This window comes from Paraburkholderia sp. C35 (assembly GCF_003121405.1).
In the GTDB taxonomy this organism is placed as follows: Bacteria; Pseudomonadota; Gammaproteobacteria; order Burkholderiales; family Burkholderiaceae; genus Paraburkholderia.
In genome coordinates this window covers 1-25879 of the sequence record NZ_QBUY01000051.1, presented here as the reverse complement: position 1 = coordinate 25879, position 25879 = coordinate 1, and the positions used below count along the sequence as shown (strand labels likewise).

General features: G+C 62.5%; 19 protein-coding genes. 12 read left to right on the top strand and 7 right to left on the bottom strand.

The window, feature by feature from the left end; all coding sequences use genetic code 11:
• Positions 1-172: 172 nt before the first annotated feature.
• The 3 genes from glcF to glcD are packed head-to-tail and all read right to left on the bottom strand — an operon-like array spanning position 173 to position 3994.
• Positions 173-1414 carry a glycolate oxidase subunit GlcF gene (gene glcF / locus DK391_RS25860; protein WP_109480847.1) on the bottom strand — a complete coding sequence of 414 codons (1242 nt, stop codon included), beginning with the start codon at positions 1412-1414 and terminating at the stop codon, positions 173-175.
• A gap of 13 nt (positions 1415-1427) precedes the next feature.
• A complete protein-coding gene (gene glcE, locus DK391_RS25855) occupies positions 1428-2495 on the bottom strand; it encodes a glycolate oxidase subunit GlcE (protein WP_109480846.1) in 1068 nt (355 codons plus the stop codon).
• Positions 2495-3994 (bottom strand): glycolate oxidase subunit GlcD, encoded by a 1500-nt coding sequence (gene glcD / locus DK391_RS25850; RefSeq protein ID WP_109480845.1) that lies wholly within the window; start codon positions 3992-3994, stop codon positions 2495-2497. The genes glcE and glcD overlap by 1 nt, the downstream gene beginning before the upstream one ends.
• Positions 3995-4204: 210 nt before the next feature.
• Here glcD and glcC point away from each other — a divergent pair, with 210 nt between their 5' ends.
• On the top strand, positions 4205-4996 hold the full coding sequence (gene glcC, locus DK391_RS25845) for a transcriptional regulator GlcC (protein ID WP_109480878.1): 792 nt from the start codon (positions 4205-4207) through the stop codon (positions 4994-4996).
• Between the two features lie 147 nt (positions 4997-5143).
• Here the strand turns inward: glcC and DK391_RS25840 are convergent, their stop codons facing one another.
• Complete coding sequence (locus DK391_RS25840) at positions 5144-5572, bottom strand: hypothetical protein (protein ID WP_109480844.1); 429 nt, start codon at positions 5570-5572, stop codon at positions 5144-5146.
• 180 nt (positions 5573-5752) lie between these two features.
• On the opposite strand from DK391_RS25840, the gene DK391_RS25835 reads away from it, so the two are divergent.
• Positions 5753-6619 carry a 3-hydroxybutyryl-CoA dehydrogenase gene (locus DK391_RS25835; RefSeq protein WP_109480843.1) on the top strand — a complete coding sequence of 289 codons (867 nt, stop codon included), beginning with the start codon at positions 5753-5755 and terminating at the stop codon, positions 6617-6619.
• Positions 6620-6623: 4 nt separating this feature from the next.
• Here the strand turns inward: DK391_RS25835 and DK391_RS25830 are convergent, their stop codons facing one another.
• Positions 6624-7487 carry a GNAT family N-acetyltransferase gene (locus DK391_RS25830; RefSeq protein ID WP_109480842.1) on the bottom strand — a complete coding sequence of 288 codons (864 nt, stop codon included), beginning with the start codon at positions 7485-7487 and terminating at the stop codon, positions 6624-6626.
• A gap of 363 nt (positions 7488-7850) precedes the next feature.
• On the opposite strand from DK391_RS25830, the gene DK391_RS25825 reads away from it, so the two are divergent.
• A complete protein-coding gene (locus DK391_RS25825; protein WP_109480877.1) occupies positions 7851-11036 on the top strand; it encodes an EAL domain-containing protein in 3186 nt (1061 codons plus the stop codon).
• Positions 11037-11217: 181 nt separating this feature from the next.
• Entirely contained in the window at positions 11218-11397 is a 180-nt protein-coding gene (locus DK391_RS25820; protein WP_109480876.1) for a CsbD family protein, read from the top strand.
• Positions 11398-11495: 98 nt separating this feature from the next.
• Here the strand turns inward: DK391_RS25820 and DK391_RS25815 are convergent, their stop codons facing one another.
• A complete protein-coding gene (locus DK391_RS25815; protein WP_109480841.1) occupies positions 11496-12803 on the bottom strand; it encodes an MFS transporter in 1308 nt (435 codons plus the stop codon).
• A gap of 181 nt (positions 12804-12984) precedes the next feature.
• A complete protein-coding gene (locus DK391_RS25810) occupies positions 12985-14067 on the bottom strand; it encodes a tartrate dehydrogenase (protein ID WP_109480840.1) in 1083 nt (360 codons plus the stop codon).
• Between the two features lie 108 nt (positions 14068-14175).
• Between DK391_RS25810 and DK391_RS25805 the strand changes: the two genes are divergently transcribed.
• The 8 genes from DK391_RS25805 (at position 14176) to DK391_RS25770 (ending at position 25742) form a co-directional block, all read left to right on the top strand.
• The gene (locus DK391_RS25805; RefSeq protein ID WP_109480839.1) at positions 14176-15096 is read left to right on the top strand and encodes a LysR substrate-binding domain-containing protein; all 921 of its coding nucleotides are present in this window, start codon (positions 14176-14178) and stop codon (positions 15094-15096) included.
• A 336-nt stretch (positions 15097-15432) separates the two neighbouring features.
• Positions 15433-16083 carry a hypothetical protein gene (locus tag DK391_RS25800; protein ID WP_204117436.1) on the top strand — a complete coding sequence of 217 codons (651 nt, stop codon included), beginning with the start codon at positions 15433-15435 and terminating at the stop codon, positions 16081-16083.
• A complete protein-coding gene (locus DK391_RS25795) occupies positions 16083-16382 on the top strand; it encodes a hypothetical protein (RefSeq protein ID WP_239482951.1) in 300 nt (99 codons plus the stop codon). The genes DK391_RS25800 and DK391_RS25795 overlap by 1 nt, the downstream gene beginning before the upstream one ends.
• Positions 16383-16686: 304 nt before the next feature.
• Positions 16687-17988 carry an MFS transporter gene (locus DK391_RS25790; protein ID WP_109480837.1) on the top strand — a complete coding sequence of 434 codons (1302 nt, stop codon included), beginning with the start codon at positions 16687-16689 and terminating at the stop codon, positions 17986-17988.
• A gap of 34 nt (positions 17989-18022) precedes the next feature.
• On the top strand, positions 18023-20584 hold the full coding sequence (gene nirB / locus DK391_RS25785; protein ID WP_109480836.1) for a nitrite reductase large subunit NirB: 2562 nt from the start codon (positions 18023-18025) through the stop codon (positions 20582-20584).
• A 40-nt stretch (positions 20585-20624) separates the two neighbouring features.
• On the top strand, positions 20625-20972 hold the full coding sequence (gene nirD, locus DK391_RS25780; RefSeq protein WP_109480835.1) for a nitrite reductase small subunit NirD: 348 nt from the start codon (positions 20625-20627) through the stop codon (positions 20970-20972).
• A 20-nt stretch (positions 20973-20992) separates the two neighbouring features.
• Positions 20993-25162 (top strand): bifunctional nitrate reductase/sulfite reductase flavoprotein subunit alpha, encoded by a 4170-nt coding sequence (locus DK391_RS25775; protein WP_109480834.1) that lies wholly within the window; start codon positions 20993-20995, stop codon positions 25160-25162.
• A gap of 118 nt (positions 25163-25280) precedes the next feature.
• Positions 25281-25742 (top strand): MarR family transcriptional regulator, encoded by a 462-nt coding sequence (locus DK391_RS25770; RefSeq protein ID WP_109480833.1) that lies wholly within the window; start codon positions 25281-25283, stop codon positions 25740-25742.
• Positions 25743-25879 lie beyond the last annotated feature (137 nt).

Genomic DNA, 25879 nt, shown 5'->3' with positions numbered 1-25879 from the left:
CGCTTGCGTCCGTTGCGAACCGTTGTGGTTATTGTTGTCGCGGCGGGATTCGCCGCGGGTTCACTGCGCCACTGCAGGGCTGCTGAAGACCGGTTCGTGCCGGCAATGCAATGATCCTGTCGAGGATAGCTGAGTTTCGGGTGGCGCAGTTCCGGCACCCGAAGGTTTCGCGCTATGGGCGAGTACTGACGCAGGCATCTTCCACCAGTTCAATCCAGTGCCTCACCCGCGTCTTGCCCGCACCATCGAGATGCATCTGACACCCCACGTTAGCGGTCGCGATGACATCGGGCCGTCCACTCTCGAGCGCCGCTATCTTGTTGTCCCGCAGCCGCATCGCCAGTTCCGGTTGGGTAATCGAATAAGTCCCGGCAGACCCGCAGCACAGATGCGCATCCGGCACAGCCGACAGATCGAACCCAAGCCTATTCAGCAAACCTTCAACGGCCCCGCCAAGCTTTTGCGCATGCTGCAGCGTGCAAGGGCAATGAAACGCGACGCGCGTTGCGACAGGATCATCGGCGGGCTGCAACGCATCGAGCGGCTCATTCGAGAGCACTTCGACGAGATCCCGCGCCAGCGCACTCACCCGCGCGGCCTTCTCCGCATAAAGCGGATCGTTCCGCAGCAGATGGCCATATTCCTTGACGAACGCGCCACAACCGCTCGCCGTTTGAACGATCGCTTCTGCGCCAGCGTCGACAGCAGGCCACCATGCATCGATATTGCGGCGCGCGCGATCCAGTCCTGCCTCTTGCGCATTCAGGTGATAGTCGGTCGCGCCGCAGCAGCCGGCCTCGCTGACAGGCATCACGCTAATGCCAAGCCGGTCGAGCACGCGTGCCGCCGCCGCATTCGTATTCGGCGACAGCGACGGCTGCACACAACCTTCGAGCATCAGCACGCGCCGCGCGTGACGCACAGCAGGCCGCGCCTTCGCAGGTACAGCAGCACGCGCCGGAATCTTGTTTTGCACACCCGAAGGCAACCAAGGCCGCACTGCACGCCCTGTCTTGAGCAATGCATTGAACACGGCAGGACGCGGAATCACCGTGCGCAAACCTTTCCGCGTCAGTCGCTCGGCAACTGGCCGTTCCACACGCCGTTCGAGTTCTGCGCGTCCGATATCGAGCAAACGGTGATACGTCACCCCCGACGGACACGTCGTTTCACAGTTGCGGCACGTCAGGCAGCGATCCAGATGCAACTGCGTCTTCCCGGTGACAGGCTCGCCTTCGAGCAATTGCTTGATCAGATAGATGCGCCCGCGCGGCCCGTCGAGTTCATTGCCGAGCAACTGATAGGTCGGGCACGTCGCATTGCAAAAGCCGCAATGCACGCACGAGCGCAGAATGCTTTCCGCTTCCTCGGCATCGGGCAGGGCTTTCGCGTGAGAGTCGAGATTGGTTTGCATGATCGCGCTCGCGTCAGATAGTGGCGTACAGGCGGCCAGGGTTGAGCACGCCATTCGGGTCGAGGCGGCGTTTCAGTTGTTGCTGATAGCGCAGCAGCGGCGCCGCGAGCGGCTGGAACGGCTCGCGTTCGGGCGACGGCGTGAAGCAGGTCGCATGACCGCCTGCCGCGTGCGCAAGCTGACGGATGTCGGCCGCCGCTGCATCGCTCTTGAGCCAGCGTTGCGCGCCCGCCCAGTCGATCAGCGTCTCGCCGGGCAAGGGCAGTAGCGGCGTGGCGTTCGGCAACGACAGGCGCCACAGCGGACGTGTATCCGCGAAGAACGGCAGCCGGTGATCGCGCAACGTGTCCCAGAACGCGCAGTCGAGCTCCTCTCCGCCGATCCGCTCCACAGCCGACTTCACCGATCCACTCCCGCCTTCGAGCCGCACATGCAAATGGCCATCGACATAACAGGCGCCGCTCACGGGCAGCGCGGCCTTGCGCCACGCCGACAGTTCGCGCATTGCATCGTCGCAGCCGAGTTCGAGTGCGAAGGTGCGGCGCTCGCGCGGCTTCGGCAGCACCTTCAACGACACTTCCGTCAAGACGCCAAGCGTGCCGAAGCTGCCCGCAAGCAGACGCGACATGTCATAGCCCGCGACGTTCTTCATCACCTGCCCACCAAAACGCAGATGATCGCCGTCGCCGGTAATCACGCGGCAGCCGAGCACGAAGTCGCGCATCGACCCCGCCCACGGGCGGCGCGGACCCGACAGTCCGCTTGCGACGGCACCGCCGAGCGTGCCCTTGCCGGCGAACAGCGGCGGCTCGCAGGGCAGCATCTGGCCGGCATCGTCGAGTGCGGTGTGCAGTTCGGCGAGCGGCGTGCCCGCGCGCGCGGTGATCACGAGTTCCGTCGGGTCATACGCGACGATGCCGCGATGCGAGCGCGTGTCGAGTTCTTCGCCTTCGACCTCGCGCCCGAGATTGCGCTTGCTGTCGCTGCCGCGAATGCGCAATGGCGTGTGCTGTGCAATTGCGTGCTGCACTTGTGCGATGAGACGCGCGCTGTCGTCCATCGAATCGAATTCGCGTCGCATCAGAAGCGCTCCAGTTCGGGAAACGGCAGCTTGCCGCGATGAATGTGCATGACACCGTGCTCCGCGCAACGATGCAGCGTGGGGACGCTCTTGCCGGGATTGAGCAGGCCGTCGGGATCGAACGCAGCCTTCAGCGAATGGAACAGCGTGAGTTCCTCGCTGCTGAACTGCACGCACATCTGATTGATCTTCTCGCGTCCGACGCCGTGCTCGCCGGTGATGCTGCCGCCCACTTCAACGCACAGTTCGAGTATCTTCGCGCCGAGTGTTTCGGCGCGCTCCGTTTCGCCGGGCGTGTTGGCGTCGAACAGAATCAGCGGATGCATGTTGCCGTCGCCCGCATGAAAGACGTTGGCCACGCGCAAGCCATATTCGTTCGACAGATCCGCAATGCCGCGCAACACGCGTGCGAGTTCGCGGCGGGGAATCGTGCCGTCCATGCAATAGTAGTCGGGCGAGATGCGGCCCACGGCGGGGAACGCGTTCTTGCGGCCGGCCCAGAAGCGCTGGCGCTCGGCTTCGTCCCTCGCGATGCGGATCTCGGTCGCGCCCGCTTCGCGCAGCAACGCGCCGACTCGATCGCAATCTTCCTGCACATCGGCTTCGGCGCCATCGAGTTCGCATAGCAGGATCGCTTCGGCATCGACGGGATAGCCCGCGTGGATGAAGTCTTCGGCGGCACGGATGGCGAGGTTGTCCATCATTTCGAGGCCGCCCGGAATCACGCCCGCACCGATGATCTGCGCGACGGCCGCGCCCGCTTTTTCGACGTCGTCGAAGCTCGCGAGCAGCACCTTGGCGCTTTGCGGTTTTGTCAGCAGTTTCACCGTGATTTCCGTGACGATGCCGAGCATGCCTTCGGAACCCGTGAGCAGTGCGAGCAGATCGAAGCCGGGCGAGTCGAGCGCTTCGGAGCCGATCGTCAGCCGTTCGCCTTCGATGGTCAGCACGTCGAGCTTCAGGATGTTGTGCACGGTCAGGCCGTATTTCAGGCAATGCACGCCGCCCGAATTTTCAGCGACATTGCCGCCAATCGAGCAGGCAATCTGCGACGACGGATCGGGCGCATAGTAGAGACCGTGTACTGCAGCCGCTTGTGAGATCGCGAGATTGCGCACGCCAGGCTGCACGCGTGCAATCGATGCCTCAGGGTCGATGTGCAGGATGCGGTTGAAGCGCGCCATCACGAGCAGGATGCCCTGTTCGAGCGGCAGCGCGCCGCCCGACAAACCCGTCCCCGCACCACGCGCGACCACGGGCACCTTGCGCGCCGCGGCGAACTTCAGCAGCGCCTCTATCTGTTCGATCGAGTCGGGCAGCGCGACCATCATCGGCGTCGTGCGATAGGCGGCCAGGCCGTCGCATTCGAATGGGCGCAGATCTTCCTTGTCGTGCAGCAGTTGCAGGGAGGGCACGAGACGCCGTAGCTCGGCTACCAGCGCGGCCTTATCGTGCGAAGGAAGCGGGCCGTCGATCCGTTCATCGTAGGAATAGCTCATGGGGCGTCTCCGTAGGCGCGCGGATGTGGCCGCGCGCATCGCTTATCCGTATAGCCGCCGATTGTTCCCGTTTCGTATGGCGATGTCGATGGATCAGGTAAGTGGTCGTACCAGTTTTTTAGCTGGCAGAAGATGAGGAAAATCCAGTTCTACCCCGCACAGGAAGGGAATCCGCGCTATTATCGGCCTTATCCAGAACCCGTTATTCAAGTGGTCATACCAGTGATTTCCGATACCGAAAGCGCGGCCCAACAGTCCGATCGCAAGATCGCCGATGTGGTGGCCGAGCGTATAGAAAGGCTGATCGTCGACGGCGTGCTGAGATCGGGGCAAGCGTTGCCATCGGAGCGCCGCCTGACCGACAAGCTCGGCGTGTCCAGAACGGCACTGCGCGAGGGGCTGAAGCTGCTGCGCGCGCGGGGCATCATCGACACGGCGCACGGCAAGGGTTCATTCGTCGCGAATCTCACAGCGCAGCCGCCGCAATCGCCGTTGATGCATCTGCTCGCTTCGCAACCGCGCACGCTCTACGACCTGTTCGAAGTGCGCGGCATGCTCGAGGCGGAATCGGCGCGTCTGGCTGCACTGCGCGGCACACCCGCCGATTACATGATGATCACGCGCCGCTACGAGGAAATGCTCGCCGCGCACGATGCTGAAACCGATCCGGCCACACACGCGCGTCTCGATCACGCGTTTCATCTCGCGATCTGCGAGGCGTCGCACAACCCCGTGCTCGTGCACACGCTGCGCTCGCTGACGGAACTGCTGCTGAGTTCGGTGTTTGCGTCCGTGAACAATCTTTATCACCGGCAGCCGCATCGCAAGCGGATCGACCGGCAGCATGCGCGCCTGTACAACGCGGTGACGGGGAAGCTACCCGAGCAGGCGTTTCGCGCAGCGGCGGAGCACATCAATGGCGTACGCGAGAGCTTGCAGGAAATCGAGCAGGAAGAGCAGCGGCTGGTGCGCGCGACGCTGAGGCTGGAAGGGTGGAAGTAAGCGAGGCGGTGCTCAGAGCGCCTTTTCGTTCGATCAAAAACGCAACTACCGGTCTGCCGTTTCTGCGTCACCGCGAACGCCTTCGGCGGCAAATTCAGCAAAGCAGGTAGGCGCCGAGCATAACGCCCGTCCAGGTTACCGCGAGCGCTAAGAGGTCTTTTTCTTCCGCGACGAAGACTTCATATCGATCACATCAGGCGAACGCTTTTGCTTGCCCGGCAGCACACCCATGCGTGGATCGCGTTGGCGCGCGAGTTCGACCATCGCATGCGCAACCGTCTCGAACTCGGGATGCGTCTGCGACACATACAGCCACTTGCCCAGCACGGGATGCGGCGCGAGCACGGGATACTCATCGAGCAGACCCGCTTGCCGGTCGTGCGACGTGCAGACGGCCAGCCCGTTCCATGGTTCCTTGCCGGTGGCCACGGCGAGATACAGCAGCCCATCCAGATACGCCGCCTGGAAGTTGAAAAACCGTTCGCGCGCGTACTCGGGATCGCGTTCGAGCGGCTCGAAAATCCACACGAGCGGGTTCTCGCGTTTGCGCTTGGGGTTCAGATCGACGGGCTGCATGGCAGAGCCTTCAATGACAGGTCTCCGATGATATATCCGCCCGCCGCGCGCCGTGCGGACCGTGCGACAGGTTGCCACCCGGATTTCACACGGCGTGGCACAAGAAACAGGTATCGTATCGTTCATGGTGCACTGCAGCGCACCGGATAACTCGACATCATTCAGGAGAAAGGAGCAGCAATGGCAACGAAGATCGAAACCATCGGCATCATCGGCGCGGGCACGATGGGCAATGGCATCGCGCAGGTATCGGCTGTGGCGGGGTTGAAGGTCGTGCTGATCGACGTGACGGACGCGGCGCTCGAAAAGGGCGTGGCGACGCTGACGTCGAGCCTCGCGAAGCTCGTCGAGAAGGGCAAGATCGAAGCGGCGGCGCGCGATGCCGCGCTGACGCGCATCGAAACGTCGACGGACTACCAGCGCCTCGCGGGCGTCGATCTCGTTGTCGAGGCGGCGACGGAAAACGCAGAACTCAAGATCCGCATCTTGCGGCAGATCGAATCGGTCGTGAGCGGCGAGACGATCATCGCGTCGAACACGTCATCCATTTCGATCACGGCGCTGGCCGCGACGATCGGCAAGCCGGAACGTTTCGTCGGCATGCACTTCTTCAACCCGGTGCCGTTGCTGCCGCTGGTCGAAGTGATTCGCGGCGTGCAGACCAGCGACGACACGGCCAGCGCGGTGCGCGAACTGACCGGGCGTCTCGGCAAAACGCCGGTGAGCGTGAAGAACGCGCCCGGCTTCGTGGTGAACCGCATTCTCGTGCCGATGATCAATGAAGCCTTCTTCGTGCTGGCGGAAGGCATTGCTTCAGCGGAAGAGATCGATGCGGGCATGCGTCTCGGCGCGAATCATCCGATCGGGCCGCTCGCGCTCGCGGACCTGATCGGTCTGGACGTGTGCCTGTCGGTGATGGACGTATTCCTGAAGGATTTCGGCGACTCGAAGTATCGCGCCTGTCCGCTGTTGCGCGAACTGGTGGCAGCGGGACGTCTGGGCCGCAAGACGGGGCACGGCGTGTATCGCTACGATCCGAAGCATTGATGCGTCAGCCCAGTTCGAACGACGTCACGCCATAAAGCCGCGCGAGCGGTATATCCGGCGCGCGCTTCGTGTACATGCGCGCCGTTTCGAACACGCTCGTCAATCGATGCCGTTCGGCGAGCGCAACGGCTGCACTGTTGAGTTCAGGCACATCGAGCGCGACTGTTTCGCCGGGGCAATGCGCGGCGAGCGCGGTGAAGAGTGTTTCGGCTGTTTGTGCGTCGTCGGCGAACAGCGGGCCGATCTTGCGCCCCTCACGGCAGCGGCGCAGCGCGCCATAGCCGCGTAGCTGGCCGTCCACGACGCTTGCGAGCGCAACGGCTTCTGGTTGATTGAACCACGCGTGCAAAAACGCTTCACGCGGCGCGGGGAAGAACTGCGAGTCATATGCGGCGAGTCGATCGAAAGGCACACTACGCGCATCGACTAGCGACGGCCCATTCGTCGCGCCCGCTTCTGCGATGCCCTGAAAGCGTATGTTCCTGTACGCAAGCTCAAAACCCGACTTCCTGTAGTTCGCCTGTTGCGCGACCACGCCATCGAGTCCGATGTTGCGCTGGCCGAGATACGCGATGCCGTGCTGCCAGATGCGCAAGCCGAGTCCCTGTCCGCGAAACTCCGGCCTGACGATATACAAGCCGATAAAGCCGAATTGCCCGTCGTACGCAACTGCCGAAATCGAACCGACCGGTTCACCGTGCAATTCGCCGATAAAAAAGCCATCGGGATCCCCAGCGCGAAAGCAGTTCGCGTCGTGCAGGCCCGGATTCCAGCCTTCGCGCGCCGCCCATTCGATCGTCAGATTCACTTCATCGGCGTTCATCGTGCGGACGATGAAACCATGCGCCGTGTCGGACGTTCCGATCATCGCGTCTCCTTGCCGAGGCTATATCGACTGAATGCATATCATGCCGCCAAAACCGGTTTCGCGCCGCTGTCGACGAATGCTCGGACCACGTCTTGCGTAGGCTCGCTGCTGCTTCGCCAAACCACCCGACGCGTGACATGGCTTGGTGCGAAACGCTGCAAAAGCCCGTGTTTTCTGCACCTGCGCAATGCATCGGCGCACCGTCGCGGGGATTATTCAGCAAACGCTAAAGTCGCGAAACAACGCGCCGATATGCCGTAGTGGCGAGCGGCTTCATCAGGGCGCGCAAACCAGATCTTCTCCTTCTACTGACCGGGAGTGCGGTGTGACTCGTTCGATGTCGTGCGCGGCGGCGCGCCTGCCATGAAGCGCAATCCATTCTTCCGCCTGCTTGCGCGTCTGCGTGTGGGACGCAAACTGCTGCTGATCTATCTGCTCGATCTGACGGCAGTGGTGTATATCAGCGGCATTCTGATTCACGAGAAGTACATTTCGATCGATTTCTCTAACAAGGAGATCGTGGGCAACGCCTACATCGCGACTGTCAGCGATGCGCTGATCGATGTCGCGATGGCAGGCGCGGGACAGCGGCCATCCGTGGCGCGCCTGAAAAACGCGCAGACGGACCTTGCCAGCACGGAGGCGCGCTACGGCGCCCATCTGGAAAGCGCGGCATTGAACACCCGCGTGCGTGCCGCGCTCGACGTGTTGACCCGCGAAGCGCAGCCCACGGCTGCGCAGATCAACGAAGCGCTCGAAGCCTGCCGCGAACTGGTGACGCGCGTCGGCAACCAGTCGAACCTGATTCTCGATCCCGATCTCGACAGCTACTACGCGATGTCGCTGTCGATCTTGCGCTATCCGGCATTGCTCGAGTCCGTGAACCGCATTGGCCGGCAGTTGCACGAAGGCGTGCACACGGTACGCTCGCATGACGAACTGCGCACGCGTTATCTCGTGCTCGAAGGCCAGCTCGATGCCGTGCTGCAAGGTTTGCGTTCCGACTTCTCGGAAGCGGGTGCCGCCAACCACGCGCTCGACTCGGCGCTCGGGCCCGCGATGTCGCGCATGCTCACGGCGGTCGAATCGTACCGGCACGCGGCGCGTATCGTGATCGACAGCAATGGCGAGGTCGATCCGGCGCTGCTGTCGATTGTCGACGTGCAACAGCAAACGCTGGTCGCCAGTGTGCGCGACACGTGGCGCAGCACGGGGGACCAGCTCGATGGCCTGTTGCATGCGCGCGTGCGCGGCCTTTTTTCGCGCATGTGGCTGCATCTGGGCACGGCGCTGTTTCTGTTGTGCAGCATTCTGTGCATGGTCTACTTCGTTGCGCAGCAGATCTCGCGACCGCTGCGCCAGCTTGCGCGCGTGATGGACACCGTGCGCAGAACGGGCGATCACACCGTGCGCGCGGACTGGCACAGCCAGGATGAAATCGGCCAGCTGGTGCGCGGCTTCAACGAAATGCTGGAACAGCTCGATCGCGAGCGCGACGTACAAAAGGAACTCGCCGCGACGGCCCGTGCAGCGGCGGCACAGCATGCGCTGGTCGAATCGACGCCGGTGCCGATGATGGTGACAGCCGTGCCCGGTCACGAAGTGCTGCACGCGAACCAGCCCGCGCTGTACTGGCTCAATGGCTGCACCACCGACCCATGGGCCTACGGCCTCGATTCGGCGGTGCGCGCGCGCTTCTTCCAGCAGTTGTCGGACCGCGATGCCGTCGATGAATTCGAAGTGCGCTGGAAGGCCAGCACCGAGCCGACCTGGGCGATGCTGTCCGCGCGGCGGCTGAATTTCCAGGGCCGCGACGCGGTGCTGACGGCCTTCACGCCGATCAACCAGATCAAGCTGATGGAGCAGCGGCTCGAACTGTGGGCGAAGGTGTTCGAGGCGTCGTCGGAGGCGATCCTGAATCTCGATCAGGAAAGGCGTCTGCTGACGGCCAACGCGTCGTTCTATCGTGCGACGGGCTATCGCATGGAAGATATCGCCGGCAAGCCGCCTGCGTTCATCGTGGCGGGCGCGAATGGCGGCGCCATGATCACGGCGCTCGCCACACTGGTCGACCGTTCGAGCTCATGGAATGGCGAAGCGCAGATTCGCCGCCGTCAGGGCGGTGATTATCCGGCGTGGCTGATGATCAGCGCGGTGCGCGACAAGCGCGGCAGCGTGTCGCACTACATCTGCACGCTGATTGACATCACCGACCGCAAGAAGAGCGAAGCGCGCATCGAGTTTCTCGCCGAGCACGACGTGCTGACGGAACTGCCGAACCGTGCGCTGTTCACCAGGCGGCTGGGTGTTGCGCTGGAACAGGCGAAGCATGCGCAGCAGCGCGTCGCCGTGCTGTTCATCGATCTCGACCGCTTCAAGGACATCAATGATTCGCTTGGTCATCATATCGGCGATGGCCTGCTGCGTTCGGTGTCGCGGCGACTCGTGCAGGCCGTACGCAGCGGCGATACCGTGAGCCGCCTGGGCGGCGACGAGTTCACGATGATACTCACGGACGTGGGCAGCGCCGCCGATGTCGCGCGCACCATCGACGAACGTCTGCTGCCGCTGGTACGCGAGCCGCATGCGATTGGCGGCGTCACCTTGCAGGTGGCGTGCAGCGCGGGCGTGGCGCTGTATCCCGACGACGGCACGGACATCGAAACGCTGATGCAGAACGCCGACGCCGCGATGTATCAGGCGAAAGCAGCGGGGCGCAATCTCGCCAAGTTCTTCTCGCCGGATATGGCCGAGCGCGCGCGTCAACGGCTCGCGCTCGAAGCGTGCCTGCGCACGGCTATCGAGCGGCACGAATTGCGGCTCGCGTATCAGCCGTGTCTCGATGCGCAAACGGGAGCGCTGGTGAGTGTCGAAGGGCTGTTGCGCTGGACCCATCCTCAACTCGGCGTGGTGAGTCCGGCGCAGTTCATCCCCATTGCAGAAGAAACGCGGCTGATCATTCCCATCGGCGCATGGGTGATCAATGAAGCATGCCGGCAACTCGCGCGTTGGCGCGATGATGAGATGGGCGAACTGCGCATGTCGATCAACCTCTCGGCGATCCAGTTGCGCGATGCGGATATCGTCGATACGTTGCGGCGCGCGCTCACGACGCATGGTGTCGCGCCGCAGCGGCTGGAACTCGAGATCACCGAGACCGTGCTGATGGACAGCGCGGAGAACTATCTCGACGCGATACGCGCGATACGCGCGCTGGGCGTGAAACTCTCGCTCGACGATTTCGGCACCGGCTATTCGAGCCTCAGTTATCTGAACCGTTTCCCGCTCGATCGTTTGAAGATCGATCGTGCGTTCGTGAGCGACATGCTCGATGCGCCCGCCGATCTCGCTGTGATCAAGGCGATCATCGAGCTTGGACATGAACTGGGCTTGCGCGTGGTGGCGGAAGGCGTCGAAAGCGAAGATGAAGCTCACACCTTGCGCAGTATCGGTTGCGATGAATTGCAAGGCTTTCTGTATTCGCCAGCCGTTTCTGCTGAAGAACTGCAGACCTGGGCGGCGCAGCAGGTTGAAGCCGGTGTCGAATGATGCGGTGCAAGGCGCGGATCTAAGTGGACACGCGTGGGTATAAGTTACCCGCGTGTTGTCACGAAGATGCGTGCGTCTGGCGCTGCTGACGTGCTGTTGCGTGCTGCGACACGTGCTGGCGCGTGAATTGCGTATCAACGTCTCCGATGGCGCGCTGGCGCCGATCAACAGGGAGACGGACATGAACCGCGATCAGGTCAAGGGTGTCGCGCAGCAGATGAAGGGTAAGCTCAATGAGGTCGTCGGCAAGGCGACGGGCAATCGCACGCAACAACTGAAGGGCGATTTGCAGCAGGCGGCCGGAACGGCGCGCAAGGCATTCGGTGATGGGAAGGCAAAAATCAGAAAACTGGGCCGTTGATCTGGCCAGACAAGCAACGGATGAAACGGGTTCGGGATTCGCGTTTGTGACGGGGGACCGTATGATCCCCCGTCTTGGTGTTGTCGTGTCAGCGATCCTCAGTGATCATGCGTCATCTGCGTTGCCACCGGCTGAGCCGCTTTGCGGCTTAGCAGCAGCGTCACGACAGCCGACAGGGCAAGCGTTGCCGCCACGACGTACAGACCCGCCGCATAGCCACCCGTGACGTTCTTCAGCCAGCCAATCACGAACGGCCCGACGAATCCTCCAAGGTTGCCCAGCGAGTTGATCATCGCGATGCCTGCGGCTGCGCCGGCTCCCGAGAGGAACATGCTCGGCATGGCCCACAACGGTGCCTTGGCTGCGCTGATGCCGACATTGACCACCACGAGGGCCAGCACCACGAACAGCGCCGTACCGGCCTGTCCCGCGAAGATGAAGCCGGCGCATGCAAGCGCACACGGAATCACGACGTGCCAGGTGCGTTCCTCGCTGCGGTCCGAATGCTTCGCCCACAGAATCATCGCAACGACGGCGAGGATGCTCGGAATACCGTTGAGCAAGCCCGTTTCGAACGCGGTGAAGCCGAACTGGCGAATAATGAGCGGCGCCCACAGCCCAAGCGTATACAGACCCGCCGACGTGCCGAAGTAGATCAGCGCCAGCGCCAGCACACGCGGGTCGCGCAACGCACTCAATGCGCCCGCCGTGTGGCCTGCATGCGACTTGCGGGCATCGGCTTCCGACTTGAGTTTCGCGATGAGCCAGTCGCGCTCTTCCGCGTTCAACCAGGCAGCCTTCGACGGGCTGTCCGTGAGGAACCTGAGCACGACGAAGCCAAGCAGTACGGCAGGCACGGCTTCGATGATGTACAGCATCTGCCAGTCCGCGAGTCCGAACATCGGCGGCAACTGCATGATCGCGCCCGACAACGGCGAACCAATCGCCGTCGAGATCGGTGCGGCCGCCATGAACCACGCAGCCGCGACGGCGCGCTGCTTCATCGGAAACCACAGGCTCAGATAGAGAATGATGCCGGGGAAGAAGCCCGCTTCCGCCACGCCCAGCAAGAAGCGCAGCACATAAAAACTGGTTGGCCCGACCACGAATGCGGAGATGGCGGAGACGATACCCCACGTCACCATCACGCGCGCAATCCAGATTCTTGCGCCGACGCGATGAAGAATGAGATTGGACGGCACTTCGCACAGGAAGTAGCCGATGAAGAACAGGCCGCCTCCCAGCCCGAACGCAGTCGGCGACAAGCCGATGGCCTTGTTCATCGTCATCGCCGCGAAGCCGACGTTGACGCGATCGAGAAAACTGACGAAGTAGAGCAGCATCACGAACGGAATGATCCGCCACATGAGCTTGCGCGATACCCGCGTTTCGAGTTCCGGTTGCATGTGTCTCCTCCTTGGAGGTTGATCCGGGCTGTGCCGGACAATCCAGGCTGCACGCGTCGTCTGCCCGTCAGTCGTGTGCGGGTCAGTTGTAGTTGTGTGCGTGCAGCCGTGTGGGCGCGCGTTGCATGAGCGCGCGCCCGCTGGTGTCGCCTTTGCCGTGAGACAAAGGACTTGCGGAGCGTTATGCCGCGACCGCCACCTTCTCGACCAGCGCGCAGACAGCCGCCGTCACTTGCGCTGTCGTCGCCTTGCCGCCGAGATCGCCCGTATGCAGCGACTCAGCTGCCGTGACGGTTTCGATGGCGCTCATCACGCGCTTCGCGGCGTCGAATTCGCCGAGATGTTCCAGCAGCATCACCACCGACCAGAACGTGCCGATCGGATTCGCGAGTCCTTTACCCATGATGTCGAAGGCAGAACCGTGGATCGGTTCGAACATCGACGGATAGCGGCGCTCGGGGTCGATGTTGCCCGTCGGCGCAATGCCGAGGCTGCCTGCGAGCGCGGCGGCGAGATCGCTGAGGATGTCGGCGTGCAGATTGGTGGCGACGATGGTGTCGAGCGAGGCAGGGCGATTGATCATGCGCGCCGTCGATGCATCGACGAGTTCCTTGTCCCATTTGACGTCGGGGAATTCCTTCGAAACCTGCAGCGCGACTTCGTCCCACATCACCATGGCGTGACGCTGCGCGTTGCTCTTCGTGATGACGGTCAGCAATTTGCGAGGGCGCGACTGCGCGAGACGGAACGCGAAGCGCATGATGCGTTCGACGCCGGCGCGCGTGAGGATGGAGACATCCGTTGCCGCTTCGATCGGGTGGCCCTGGTGCACGCGGCCGCCCACACCGGAATATTCGCCTTCGGAATTCTCTCGCACGATCACCCAGTTCAGATCTTCGGGCGTGCAACGCTTGAGCGGCGCATCGATGCCGGGCAGGATGCGCGTCGGCCGCACGTTCGCGTACTGATCGAAGCCCTGGCAGATTTTCAGGCGCAGACCCCACAGCGTCACGTGATCGGGCACGTCGGGATCGCCTGCCGAGCCGAACAGGATCGCGTCCTTGTTGCGGATCGCGTCGAGGCCGTCGGCGGGCATCATCACGCCGTGCTGGCGGTAGTAATCGGCGCCCCAGTCGAAGTTCTCGAATTCGAACTGGAAGCCGTTGCTGGTGCGCGCCAGCGCTTCGAGCACTTCCTTGCCTGCGGGCACCACTTCCTTGCCGATGCCGTCGCCGGGGATCGTCGCAATACGGTAGGTCTTCATGTCTCGCTCCTTCAATCTGTTTGGAATGGAGCCGACTTTACCTAACTGCGAACGCCGTAACCGGTGCTAGACTCAAAGCATCTTTAACTTCGGTTCACAAATCGAGCCGTGACCGACACCGTTCAACCGACCGATCTGAGCTTTTTTTCGACGCTGGCGGCGTCCGGCAGCCTGAGCGCGGCGGCGCGCGAACTCGGGCTGACGCCCGCCGCCGTCAGCAAGCGTCTGACGCAGATGGAGCAGCGCGCGGGCGTGCCGCTCGTCAACCGCACGACGCGCCGCATGATGCTGACGCCCGAAGGCGAGGTGTATCTGGAGCACGCGCGGCGCATTCTGGATGAAATCGATGCGTTGTCGGAGTTGCTGGGCAGCGCGAAGAAAAGCCCCAAGGGATTGCTGAGGGTGAATGCGACGCTTGGCTTCGGCCGCAGTCATGTTGCACCGGCGATTTCGCGGTTCGTGAATCGCTATCCGCAGGTTGCGGTGCAGTTGCAGTTGTCCGTCACGCCGCCGCCGCTGACCGACGATGCGTTCGATGTCTGCATCCGGTTTGGCGAACCGCCCGATAGCCGCGTGATCGCGCGCCGGCTTGCGCCGAACCGGCGACTGTTGTGCGCGGCGCCTTCGTATGTGGCCGGGTATGGGATGCCGCTCGCGCCGCATGAACTCGTGCGGCACAACTGCATCGGCATACGCCAGGGCGATGAAGCGTATGGCGTGTGGCGGCTGACGACGGGACGCGGCGCGGCACGCAAGACGGAGTCGGTGCGCATCAACGGCAATCTGACCACGAATGATGGCGAGATTGCCGTGAAGTGGGCGCTCGAAGGGCACGGCATCCTGATGCGCGCGGAGTGGGATATCAACGAATATCTCGCTGATGGGCGTCTGGTGCAGGTGCTGCCTGCTTACGAGACGCCGAGCGCCGATATTTTCGCGGTGTATTCGCAACGGCATCAGATGTCGGCGCGGATACGGACGTTTGTGGATTTTATTGCGGGGGAATTGAGGGCGGCGCGGGAAACGTAGGGTTGGTTGCGCCAGTAGTGGGCTTGCGGTGGTGCGACGAAGTTTTACAGATTGGCCGGGTCTCCATGCTAGATATATCCGCCTGTTCTATCGACATCGGTTCGGATATCTATGCAATGGAATACGCTCGATGTGCCGCTGGAGAACGGGTGGCAATGTACGTTGTACCGTGCGGCGCAGTACCGTGATGTAGAGCGCGACCGGCTGAGAGCGCAGTCGAACGGTTGGTCGGAAGGCCGCGATAGGGAAGAAGATGCGCGTCGGCTAAGGGAACGGGACAAGCGCGATTTCGAGCGGTATTTTCGGCCTCGTTCGGATCTGCACACGGTGACTGGCGTGCGTGAACTCGACGTGGTGCGATCGTTCCTGACCGAAGTTCTGAGTGTCGCGCATTGGCATTTGCCCGTTGATAACGAAGGTATCCGGCGGGCGCTGACTGGCGCGGTGACTTCCGGACAACTCGTGCCGGTCATCAACAGGGAATGGCGCGCGTTGCCGCGCGTGATGCGGCCCAATCCGGCGCCTGAAAAATGGCCTTCGTCTGGTACGGGTGGCTTCAGTGGCATTGGAGAATATGGGCGAGGGAAATGGGCGGCTTTTGAAAAGGCTGGTCCGGGTCTGCTGACGTTAAACGGCGAACCGGTGTTGCGCGGCCCGTATGATCCCTCCACGTGGGAAGCGCAGTTGAAGGCGGCGCGTGCGGAGATGGCAGCCTCAAGCGCAAACAGCAGCGGCGCTGCGTGGGATGCCACTGCAGTGGCGTTCGACTTCCACCCTGTCGAGTCCAGGTCAACAGCAACAGACGCAGACGTTTTAACGATAGCAGCGCGCGGAGTCAGCGAAGAGCAGGAAAGCGAGTGTTTTGGCCAATACGAGCGCGACATGATGGCGTGTGACATGATCGGTGCGATGTACCGCGACCCGCGTACTTTCGCGGAGTGCACGCGGCGCGCGTTCTCCAATTATCAGATTTGCCGGGGGTATTGATGAACAACGAAGTGGCTTTCGTCAGTTTCTATGATGAGACAACGGCTCAAATCAAGTTTTGTCTGGTATCGCGTTCGGCGGTTCAAGGGGCAATCGATAACGCCCTTGTTATGACCGTACCGCCCGACGCATCTGAACACTCTGTCGACCCGATCACGGACGAGGACGCACGCAAACTTGGCGGCATGGCGCTGCTATGTCACGGCAAAGCCCACCCTGAATTGCTGGGACGGCTGAAAATCGCGACCGAAGCACCTTTGAACTGGACTCAAACCAGCGCGCCCGGTAGCGACAGCTAGTCTGTGGCGGGCGCGCGCCCACAGTGCTGCGCTGCACCAGTAAAGTGCCACGAAGCCTCATCGTGAATCAGCGGCGCATACCGCCGCGCTAGCGGCAGAACCCCCGCAAACCCGCTCCCCACAAGCCTCTGCGCCCGTCGCAACACAGATGGCACACACCTTGCCTTAGTCATCACGCAGCGGCTCAACGACGAGCCGCACAGCAGCATCCCCAAGCACTGACGAATTTTGGACAACGGCGTCCCCTGAATCTGGTCTCGCACCCGATTCGCGGGACGCCGTAGTCGTTTACAGGCCCGGAAACATGACCGACAAAGCCACCTCGATCGATCTGCTGAACTGGCGCACGCCCGCGATGCGCGCTTTCCACTTCGCGTGGATGGCGTTCTTCGTCTGCTTTTTCGCGTGGTTCGCGTGCGCGCCGCTGATGCCGCTCATCAAGCAGGAGTTTCATCTCACCGCCGATCAGGTGGCCAACATCAACATCGCAGCGGTCGCCATCACGATTCTGGTGCGTCTGATCGTCGGACCGATGTGCGACCGCTTCGGTCCGCGCAAGGTCTACGTTGCGTTGATGACGCTGGGCGCGCTACCCGTGCTCGGCGCCGCGCTCGCGCACGACTACACCACCTTCCTGCTGTGCCGGCTCGGCATCGGCGCAGTCGGCGCGAGCTTCGTGATCACGCAGTACCACACGTCGGTGATGTTCGCGCCGAACGTGGTCGGCACGGCGAACGCAACGAGCGCGGGTTGGGGCAACGCGGGCGCAGGCGCCGCGCAGATTTTCGTGCCGTTGATGCTCGCGGGCATCGTCGCGCTCGGCGCAGGCAATGGCGATGCATGGCGGCTCACGCTGGTCCTGCCGGGCCTCGCGATGCCCGTGATGGCGTCGCTCTACTGGCGTTACACGCAAGACTGCCCGCAAGGTAACTTCAGTGCGCTGCGTGCACGCGGCATCACCATCGATAGCGGCAAGAAAGGCGGCTGGGCGAGCCTGCTCACGGCGTCGCGCAACTATCGCGTGTGGATGCTGTTCGTCACCTATGCCGCGTGCTTCGGCGTCGAAGTGTTCATTCACAACGTCGCGGCGATCTACTACGTCGATCACTTCCAGCTCTCGCTGCGCGACGCCGGTTTCGCTGCGGGCAGTTTTGGCCTGCTCGCGATTGTTGCGCGTCCGCTTGGCGGCCTGCTGTCGGACTGGGGCGCGAAGCATCGCGGTCTGTCGGCGCGCTCGATGCTGCTGTTCGTGCTGATCGCCGGCGAAGGCGCGGGCCTGTTGCTGTTCTCGCAAGCGAGCCACGCGGCGCTCGCCGTGCTCGCGATGCTGGTGTTCGGTCTCTTCACGCATATGGCGTGTGGCGCGACCTACGCACTGGTGCCGTTCATCGACCGCAAGGCGCTCGGCGGCGTGGCGGGCATCGTCGGCGCGGGCGGCAATGTCGGTGCAGTGGCGGCAGGCTTTCTCGCGAAAGGCATGGGCGACCTGCATCAAACGCTGATGACGCTTGGCGGCCTCGTGCTGGCATCGGCGATCTGCGCGGTGGCCGTGCGCTTTTCCGCCGAGCACAGCGCGCGCGAAGCCGCGTTCGGCGCAACGAATTAAATCAACGCATCCCCTCTCTGACAGGATCGGCGACATGAAAGTCATCGTTATCGGCCACGGCATGGTCGGCCACAAACTGCTCGAATGCCTCGCGGAACAAAGCGCCGCACGCCTCGATATCACCGTGCTGTGCGAGGAGCCGCGCGCCGCCTACGATCGCGTGCATCTGTCAGAGTTCTTCTCGGGCAAGTCGGCAGACGATCTCTCGCTGGTCGCGCCCGGCTTCTTCGAGCGCGACGACATGGTGTTGCGCCTGAATGCGAAAGCCGTATCGATCGATCGCGACGCACACACGGTGACGACCTCGACGGGTGAAACACTGTCGTACGACAAACTCGTGATCGCCAGCGGAGCGTATGCATTCGTGCCGCCCGTGCCCGGCAAGGATCGGAAGGACTGCTTCGTCTATCGCACCATCGAAGATCTCGAAGCGATGCAGGAGTGCGGCGCGCGCTCGAAAACGGGCGTTGTCGTGGGGGGCGGTTTGCTGGGTCTCGAATGCGCGAAGGCGTTGCGCGATCTCGGCCTCGATACGCACGTGGTCGAATTCGCACCGCGCCTGATGGCCGTACAGGTTGACGATGGCGGCGGCAAGATGCTGCGCGGCAAGATCGAAGAACTCGGCGTGACGGTGCATACGCAGAAGAACACGCTGGAGATCGTCGATGGTGAAGATGGCACGCACCGCATGCAGTTCGCCGACGGCAGCCATCTCGACACCGACATGATCGTGTTCTCCGCCGGTATCCGTCCACGCGACGACATCGCGCGGTCGAGCGGTCTGGAAGTCGGCCCGCGCGGCGGGATCGTGATCGACAACCAGTGCCGCACGAGTGATGCCGACATCTATGCGATCGGCGAATGCGCGCTGTGGAACGGGCAGATTTTCGGTCTCGTGGCGCCTGGTTATGACATGGCGCGCGTGACGGCGAAGCAGTTGCTAGGCGATGCGGATGCCGCGTTCGCAGGCGCGGACATGAGCACGAAGCTCAAGCTGATGGGCGTGGACGTCGCAAGTCTCGGCGATGCGCACGGCGCGACGGCAGGCAGCCGCACGTATCAGTTCAGCGACGAGCGCAAGCAGGTCTACAAGAAGCTGGTTGTGTCCGATTGCGGCAAGTATCTGCTCGGCGGCGTGATGGTTGGCGACGCAAGCGAATACGGCACGCTGCTGCAGATGATGCTGAACCGCATCCAGTTGCCGGAATCGCCGGAATTTCTGATCCTGCCGCAAGCCGATGGCAACGCCAAACCGGCACTCGGCGTCGATGCGTTGCCCGACGGCGCGCAGATCTGTTCGTGCAACAACATCTCGAAGGGCGCGATCTGCGCATCGGTATGCGCTGGCGCGACGACGATCGGCGATGTGAAGAGCGCGACGAAAGCAGGGACGGCATGCGGCGGCTGCGTGCCACTCGTCACGCAGGTGATGAAGGCCGAGATGAAGAAGCAGGGTCTCGCCGTCAACAATCATCTGTGCGAGCACTTCCCGTTCTCGCGCCAGGAGTTGTATCACATCGTTCGCGTCGAACGTATCGAGACCTTCGGTGCGCTGCTCGACAAACATGGCCACGGCCTTGGCTGCGATATCTGCAAGCCCGCTGTCGCCGGCATTCTCGCGTCGTGCTGGAACGAGTTCGTGCTGAAGAAGGAACACGCGAGCCTGCAGGACACGAACGACTACTACCTCGCGAATATCCAGCGCGACGGCACGTACTCCGTCGTGCCGCGCATGCCGGGCGGCGAGGTGACGCCGGACGGTCTGATCGCCGTCGGCCAGGTGGCAAAGAAGTATGGTCTTTATACGAAGGTCACGGGCGGGCAACGCGTCGATCTGTTCGGCGCGCGTGTCGAGCAGTTGCCGTCGATCTGGGAAGAGCTGATTGCCGCCGGATTCGAGTCGGGTCACGCGTACGGCAAGTCGCTGCGCACGGTGAAATCGTGCGTGGGTTCGACGTGGTGCCGTTATGGTGTCGACGATTCCGTCGGCCTCGCTATCGACATCGAAAACCGCTACAAGGGCCTGCGTTCGCCGCACAAGCTGAAATTCGCGGTGTCGGGCTGCACGCGCGAGTGCGCGGAAGCGCAAGGCAAGGACGTCGGCATCATCGCAACCGATAAGGGCTGGAATCTGTACGTGTGCGGCAACGGCGGGATGAAACCGCGCCATGCCGAACTGATCGCATCGGACCTGGATCGCGAGACGCTGATCCGCTATATCGATCGCTTCCTGATGTTCTACGTGCGCACGGCAGACCGCCTGCAACGCACGAGCGTCTGGCGCGAAAGCCTCGAAGGTGGCCTCGAGTATCTGCGAGACGTCGTCATCAACGACAAGCTCGGCATTGCCGCTGAACTCGAAGCGGAAATGCAGCATGTGGTCGACACCTACGAATGCGAGTGGAAGAAGGCCGTCACGGACCCTGAAACGCGCAAGCGCTTCCGTCACTTCGTCAACAGCGACAGCGCCGACGACAACGTCAGCTTCGTCGCCACGCGCGGCCAGATTCGTCCTGCTACGCCTGAAGAACGGCAACGTCCTGTTCGCATTCCTGTCGTGGTCGAGCAGACGGCAGATTCGGCTGAAACGGTTTGATTGAAGCACTCATTCACACATCGATAGAACGGAGCACGACATGAACAACGACCGTCTGCCGACTACCTGGACGTCCATCTGCGCACTCGACGATATCGTGCCGAACACAGGCGTCTGCGCGCTCGTCAACGGCGAGCAGGTCGCCGTGTTTCGCGTGGAAGGCGAGCGCGGCGGCGTCTTCGCCATCGATAACTTCGATCCCAACTCGCAAGCGGCCGTGCTGTCGCGCGGCTTGATCGGCAGCCTTGGCGAGCGCGTCGTGGTCGCTTCGCCGATCTATAAGCAGCACTTCGATCTGCGCACGGGCGAGTGTCTCGAAGCGCCTGAGAGGTCCGTCAGCGCGTTTGCCGCGCGCGTCGAAGACGGGCGTGTGTGGATTTCGGCCTGAACGACGGATAGATCCCGACGATGACGTGCGAGAACATCAAGACGGTTTGCCCCTACTGCGGCGTCGGCTGCGGGATGGTGCTGCACGTCGAGGACGGACAGGTCATCAAGATTTCGGGCGACAAGGATCATCCGACCAACTACGGGCGTTTGTGCACGAAGGGGCAATCGGCGCACGTGGCGCTGCGTAAGTCCGGCCGCCTCGAAAGCGCATTCGAGCGCCGCACGCGCGACGCCGATCCCATTCCCGTTCCCGTCGATCTCGCGATTCCCGACACCGCTCGCCGTCTGCGCGCGATTCTCGATGAGCACGGTCCCGATGCACTGTCGTTCTACGTGTCGGGCCAGATGTCGATCGAGGCGCAGTACCTCGTCAACAAGCTCGCGAAGGGCTTTGTCGGCACCAATAACATCGAGTCGAATTCGCGGCTGTGCATGGCGAGCGCGGGTAGCGGCTATAAGTTGTCGCTGGGTGCGGACGGCCCGCCCGGCTCGTATCAGGATTTCGACAAGGCCAATCTGTTCTTCGTGATCGGCGCAAACATGGCCGACTGTCATCCGATCCTTTTTCTGCGCATGATGGATCGCGTGAAAGCGGGCGCGAAGCTGATCGTCGTCGATCCGCGCCGCAATACGACGGCCGACAAAGCCAATCTGTTCATGCAGATCAAGCCGGGCACCGACCTTGCGCTGCTCAATGGCCTGCTGCATCTGCTGCACAAAAACGGGCACACGGACCCGCAATTCATCGCACAGTTCACGGACGGCTGGGACGCGATGCCCGCGTTCCTCGACGATTACACGCCCGAGAAAGTTGCTGCGATCACGGGTATTCCTGAAGCCGAGATCCGCCAGGCCGCGCAATGGATCGGTGACGCGCCCGAGTGGATCAGTTGCTGGACGATGGGCCTGAACCAGAGCACGCACGGCACGTGGAACACCAACGCGATCTGCAATCTGCATCTGGCGACGGGCAAGATCTGTCGTCCGGGCAGCGGTCCGTTTTCGCTGACAGGTCAGCCAAACGCGATGGGCGGACGCGAGATGGGCTATATGGGTCCGGGCTTGCCGGGCCAGCGCTCGGTGCTGGTCGAAGAAGACCGCGCGTTCATCGAGGATCTGTGGGAAGTGCCGCGCGGCACGCTCACGACGAAGCTCGGCGGCGGCACGATCGATATGTTCTCGCGCATGGCAGCGGGCGACATCAAGGCATGCTGGATCATCTGCACGAATCCGGTGGCAAGCGTGGCGAACCGGCAGACGGTGATTGCCGGTTTGCAGGCCGCCGAACTGGTGATCGCGCAGGATGCGTTTCTCGACACGGAAACCAACCGCTACGCCGACGTGCTGCTGCCAGGCGCGCTCTGGGCCGAGGCGGAAGGCGTGATGATCAACTCCGAGCGCAACATGACGCTGATGCAACAGGCGATCGAGCCGCCAGGCGCCGCGCTCGCCGACTGGCAGATCATCGCGCGCGTTGCGTGCGAGATGGGGTTTGCGGACGCGTTCACGTATGCATCGGCAGCGGACGTGTTCGACGAAATCACGCGCATGTCGAATCCGAAAACAGGCTACGACCTGCGCGGCGCGAGCCATGCACGCTTGCGCGAAACATCACTGCAATGGCCGTGTGCGCCCGATGCTGCGTCGGATCGCAATCCGCTGCGCTATATCAACGACGGCGTCAGTCAGTCGCTGAAGACGCTGCCCGACGGCACGCGCCCTGCGCTCGCATTTCCGACCACGAGCGGCAAGGCGATGTTCTTTGCGCGTCCGCATGTCGATCCTGCCGAGATGCCGGGCGCGGAATTTCCCATCGTGCTGAACACGGGACGTCTGCAACATCAATGGCACACGATGACGAAGACGGGCAAGGTGCCGATGCTCAACAAGCTGAACCCTGCGCCCTTCGTCGAGTTGCATCCGGAAGATGCGGCGTCGCTTGGCGTACGCGACAAGGACCGCGTCGAAGTCCGCTCGCGCCGTGGACGCGCGGTGCTGCCCGCCGTCGTCACGGAGCGCGTGCGTCCCGGCAACTGCTTTGCGCCGATGCACTGGAACGACGTGTATGGCGACGACCTGTGCATCAACGCGGTGACGAGCGATGCCGTCGACGCGATCTCGCAGCAGCCCGAGCTGAAATTCTGCGCGGTGTCGCTGACGCGCGTGGAAGCGGCACTGGTCGAGACGCTGCCGCACGATACCGAAGCACCCAATGCAATCGCGACGGAGATGCCTGCTGCCGTCGTCCGTCAGCCACAGGAACTGGATATGTCCCGCATCGACGCTCTTGCCGCCTTGCTCGGCATCACCGACACGCCCGCGCCGACACTGGACGATGCCGCGCGGCTCTATATGGCGGGTTTTGTGAGCGGCTTGCGTTCGTCGCAGGGTGAGGCGCGTGGTGTGCCCACGTTGCCCGCGAGCGCGCCGCTATCTGCGCAGGCGCGTGTGTGGTTCGATGGTGTACTGGCGGGACTGTTCAGCCGCGCTGAGCCGCAACCGGCCATGCCTGTCGCGATGACAACACCCGCAACGGACGGCGCATCCGCCGTGCGTATCGCGCATCCACGGCCGAAGGTTGCGCTGTTGTGGGCCTCGCAAACGGGCAACATCGAAGCGTTGACCGAGCAATATGCGACGCAATTGATGGAGTCCGGCTTCGAGATCCGCATGTCGTGTATGGCGGACTTTCCGATTGCCGCGCTCGCGCAACATCGCTACGTGCTGCTGATGTCGAGCACATTCGGCGACGGCGATGCGCCCGACAACGGTCAGAGCTTCTGGAATGCATTACAGGCGGACAGCGCGCCGCGCCTCGCGGATCAGCAGTATGCAGTGCTGGCGTTCGGTGATCCGAGCTACGACCAGTTCTGTGGCCATGGGCGCAAGCTCGATGCGCGCTTCTCCGAACTCGGCGCGAAGCGCATGCATGCGCGGGTCGATTGCGACACCGATTTTCAACTGGCCGCCGACAAGTGGCTCGAAGCTGTGATTGCGAAGATCAAGGCCGACGATGCGTCGCTGTATGAAGTGCCCGCGCAAGGCGTGATTCCCGCCGTGCTGCCGGGCGCGACGCCATCGAAAGCGAGTCCGGCGCAATCGCGGCTGGTCGAGAATCTGCGTCTGAACCGTAATGGATCGAAGGACACGCGCTACTTCTCGCTTGCAATCGGCGATTCGAGCCTCGAATACGAAGCCGGCGATGCGCTCGGCGTATGGCCGAAGAATTGCCCGGAACTGATCGACGAACTGATCGATCTGTCGGGTGTGAAGGCGGATGCGCCCGTGCATGTGGCGGGTGTGGGCGACATGCGGATCGCCGATGCCTTGACGCACCACTATGAAATCGCGCGGCCGAGCATGGATGCGCTGCAACTGATCGCTTCGCGCAGCCGCAACGATGCGCTCGCGAAACTGCTATCCGAAGAGCGCAAGTCTGATCTGAAGCAATGGCTGTGGGGCCAGCAACTTGCCGATGTGCTGCACGAGTTTCCCGCCGATCTGTCGGCAAACGAATTGCTCGGTGTGCTCAAGCGTCTGCAGCCGCGCCTCTATTCGATTGCATCGAGTCCGAAGGCACATGCAGGCGAAGTGCATCTGACGGTCGCGGCGGTGCGCTACAACAACGGACGACGCAACCGCAAAGGTGTGTCGTCGACGTTTCTGGCGGATCGCGCGCACGATGTCAGCGTGCCGGTGGTCGTGCAGAAGTCCGCGCATTTCCGTCCGCCGCGCAGCGGCGACACGCCGATGATCATGGTTGGGCCGGGCACGGGCGTCGCGCCGTTCCGCGGCTTCCTGCACGAGCGCAGCGCGCGTGGCGCGACGGGTCGCAACTGGTTGTTCTTCGGCGAGCAGCACGCGGCCACGGATTTCTACTATCGCGACGAACTCGAAGGCATGCAGCAAAGCGGCTTGCTGACGCGGCTCGATCTGGCGTTCTCGCGGGATCAGGCTGACAAGGTCTACGTGCAGGACCGGATGCGCGAGCAGGGCGCGCAACTGTGGACGTGGCTCGAAGAGGGCGCGCACTTCTATGTATGCGGCGACGCGAGCCGGATGGCGAAGGATGTCGACGCTGCGCTGAAAGACGTTGTCGCACAGCATGGCGGGATGAGCGCGGAGCGCGCGGAAGAATACGTCGGCGCGATGTCGAAAGAGCGGCGCTACGTGCGGGACGTGTATTGAGCGCGCCGACGCTGCATATCTGAAACCTTGGCGCCATGTCAAGCTTTTGCGATTAAATCGCACGCGATGTACAATGCGTTCCTGTAGAGACATCCGTCTCGTGTTGACGAGGACGCAAATGAAGACCACCGCCAAGGCAGAAGACTCGAATCCGAAACTCGCCGACTTCCTGTGCTTTGCCGTTTATTCGGCGAATCTGGCTTTTGGCAAGGCTTACAAGCCGATTCTCGAGGAATTGGGGCTGACTTATACGCAGTACATTACGGTGATTGCGCTGTGGGAAGAAGATCATCAGACGGTCAGCAGTCTTGGGGAGAAGCTGTTCCTCGAGTCGAATACGTTGACGCCGATTCTAAAGAAGCTCGAAGCGATGGGGTATCTGGAGCGCCAGCGCGATCCTGAAGATGAGCGGCAAGTTCGGGTTAGTTTGACCAGGGCTGGTCGGAAGCTGCGGGAGAAAGCGTTTGGTATGGATTTGACGGAGGCCTGTGGGTTGACGTCGGATGAGTTTGCCAAGATGCAGAAGGGGATTGTCGCGTTGCGGAATAATTTGATTAAGGCTGTTAGCGAGCAGGATTGATGCGTCGGCGGGGTTTGGTTTCGCTGGCGTCCGCGATTTGGTATCTGTACTTCATGCGTCGCCCCTGTGCGGGGCGGCACCTACTTTTCTTTGCAGCGGCAAAGAAAAGTAGGCAAAAGAAAGCCGCTGAACACCAT

Coding starts and splice junctions, on each gene's coding strand:
- glcF (WP_109480847.1), bottom strand. CDS start 1,414: ATGCAAACCAATCTCGACTCTCACGCGAAAGCCCTGCCCGATGCCGAG.
- glcE (WP_109480846.1), bottom strand. CDS start 2,495: ATGCGACGCGAATTCGATTCGATGGACGACAGCGCGCGTCTCATCGCA.
- glcD (WP_109480845.1), bottom strand. CDS start 3,994: ATGAGCTATTCCTACGATGAACGGATCGACGGCCCGCTTCCTTCGCAC.
- DK391_RS25840 (WP_109480844.1), bottom strand. CDS start 5,572: ATGCAGCCCGTCGATCTGAACCCCAAGCGCAAACGCGAGAACCCGCTC.
- DK391_RS25835 (WP_109480843.1), top strand. CDS start 5,753: ATGGCAACGAAGATCGAAACCATCGGCATCATCGGCGCGGGCACGATG.
- DK391_RS25830 (WP_109480842.1), bottom strand. CDS start 7,487: ATGATCGGAACGTCCGACACGGCGCATGGTTTCATCGTCCGCACGATG.
- DK391_RS25825 (WP_109480877.1), top strand. CDS start 7,851: ATGAAGCGCAATCCATTCTTCCGCCTGCTTGCGCGTCTGCGTGTGGGA.
- DK391_RS25820 (WP_109480876.1), top strand. CDS start 11,218: ATGAACCGCGATCAGGTCAAGGGTGTCGCGCAGCAGATGAAGGGTAAG.
- DK391_RS25815 (WP_109480841.1), bottom strand. CDS start 12,803: ATGCAACCGGAACTCGAAACGCGGGTATCGCGCAAGCTCATGTGGCGG.
- DK391_RS25810 (WP_109480840.1), bottom strand. CDS start 14,067: ATGAAGACCTACCGTATTGCGACGATCCCCGGCGACGGCATCGGCAAG.
- DK391_RS25795 (WP_239482951.1), top strand. CDS start 16,083: ATGAACAACGAAGTGGCTTTCGTCAGTTTCTATGATGAGACAACGGCT.
- DK391_RS25790 (WP_109480837.1), top strand. CDS start 16,687: ATGACCGACAAAGCCACCTCGATCGATCTGCTGAACTGGCGCACGCCC.
- nirB (WP_109480836.1), top strand. CDS start 18,023: ATGAAAGTCATCGTTATCGGCCACGGCATGGTCGGCCACAAACTGCTC.
- nirD (WP_109480835.1), top strand. CDS start 20,625: ATGAACAACGACCGTCTGCCGACTACCTGGACGTCCATCTGCGCACTC.
- DK391_RS25775 (WP_109480834.1), top strand. CDS start 20,993: ATGACGTGCGAGAACATCAAGACGGTTTGCCCCTACTGCGGCGTCGGC.
- DK391_RS25770 (WP_109480833.1), top strand. CDS start 25,281: ATGAAGACCACCGCCAAGGCAGAAGACTCGAATCCGAAACTCGCCGAC.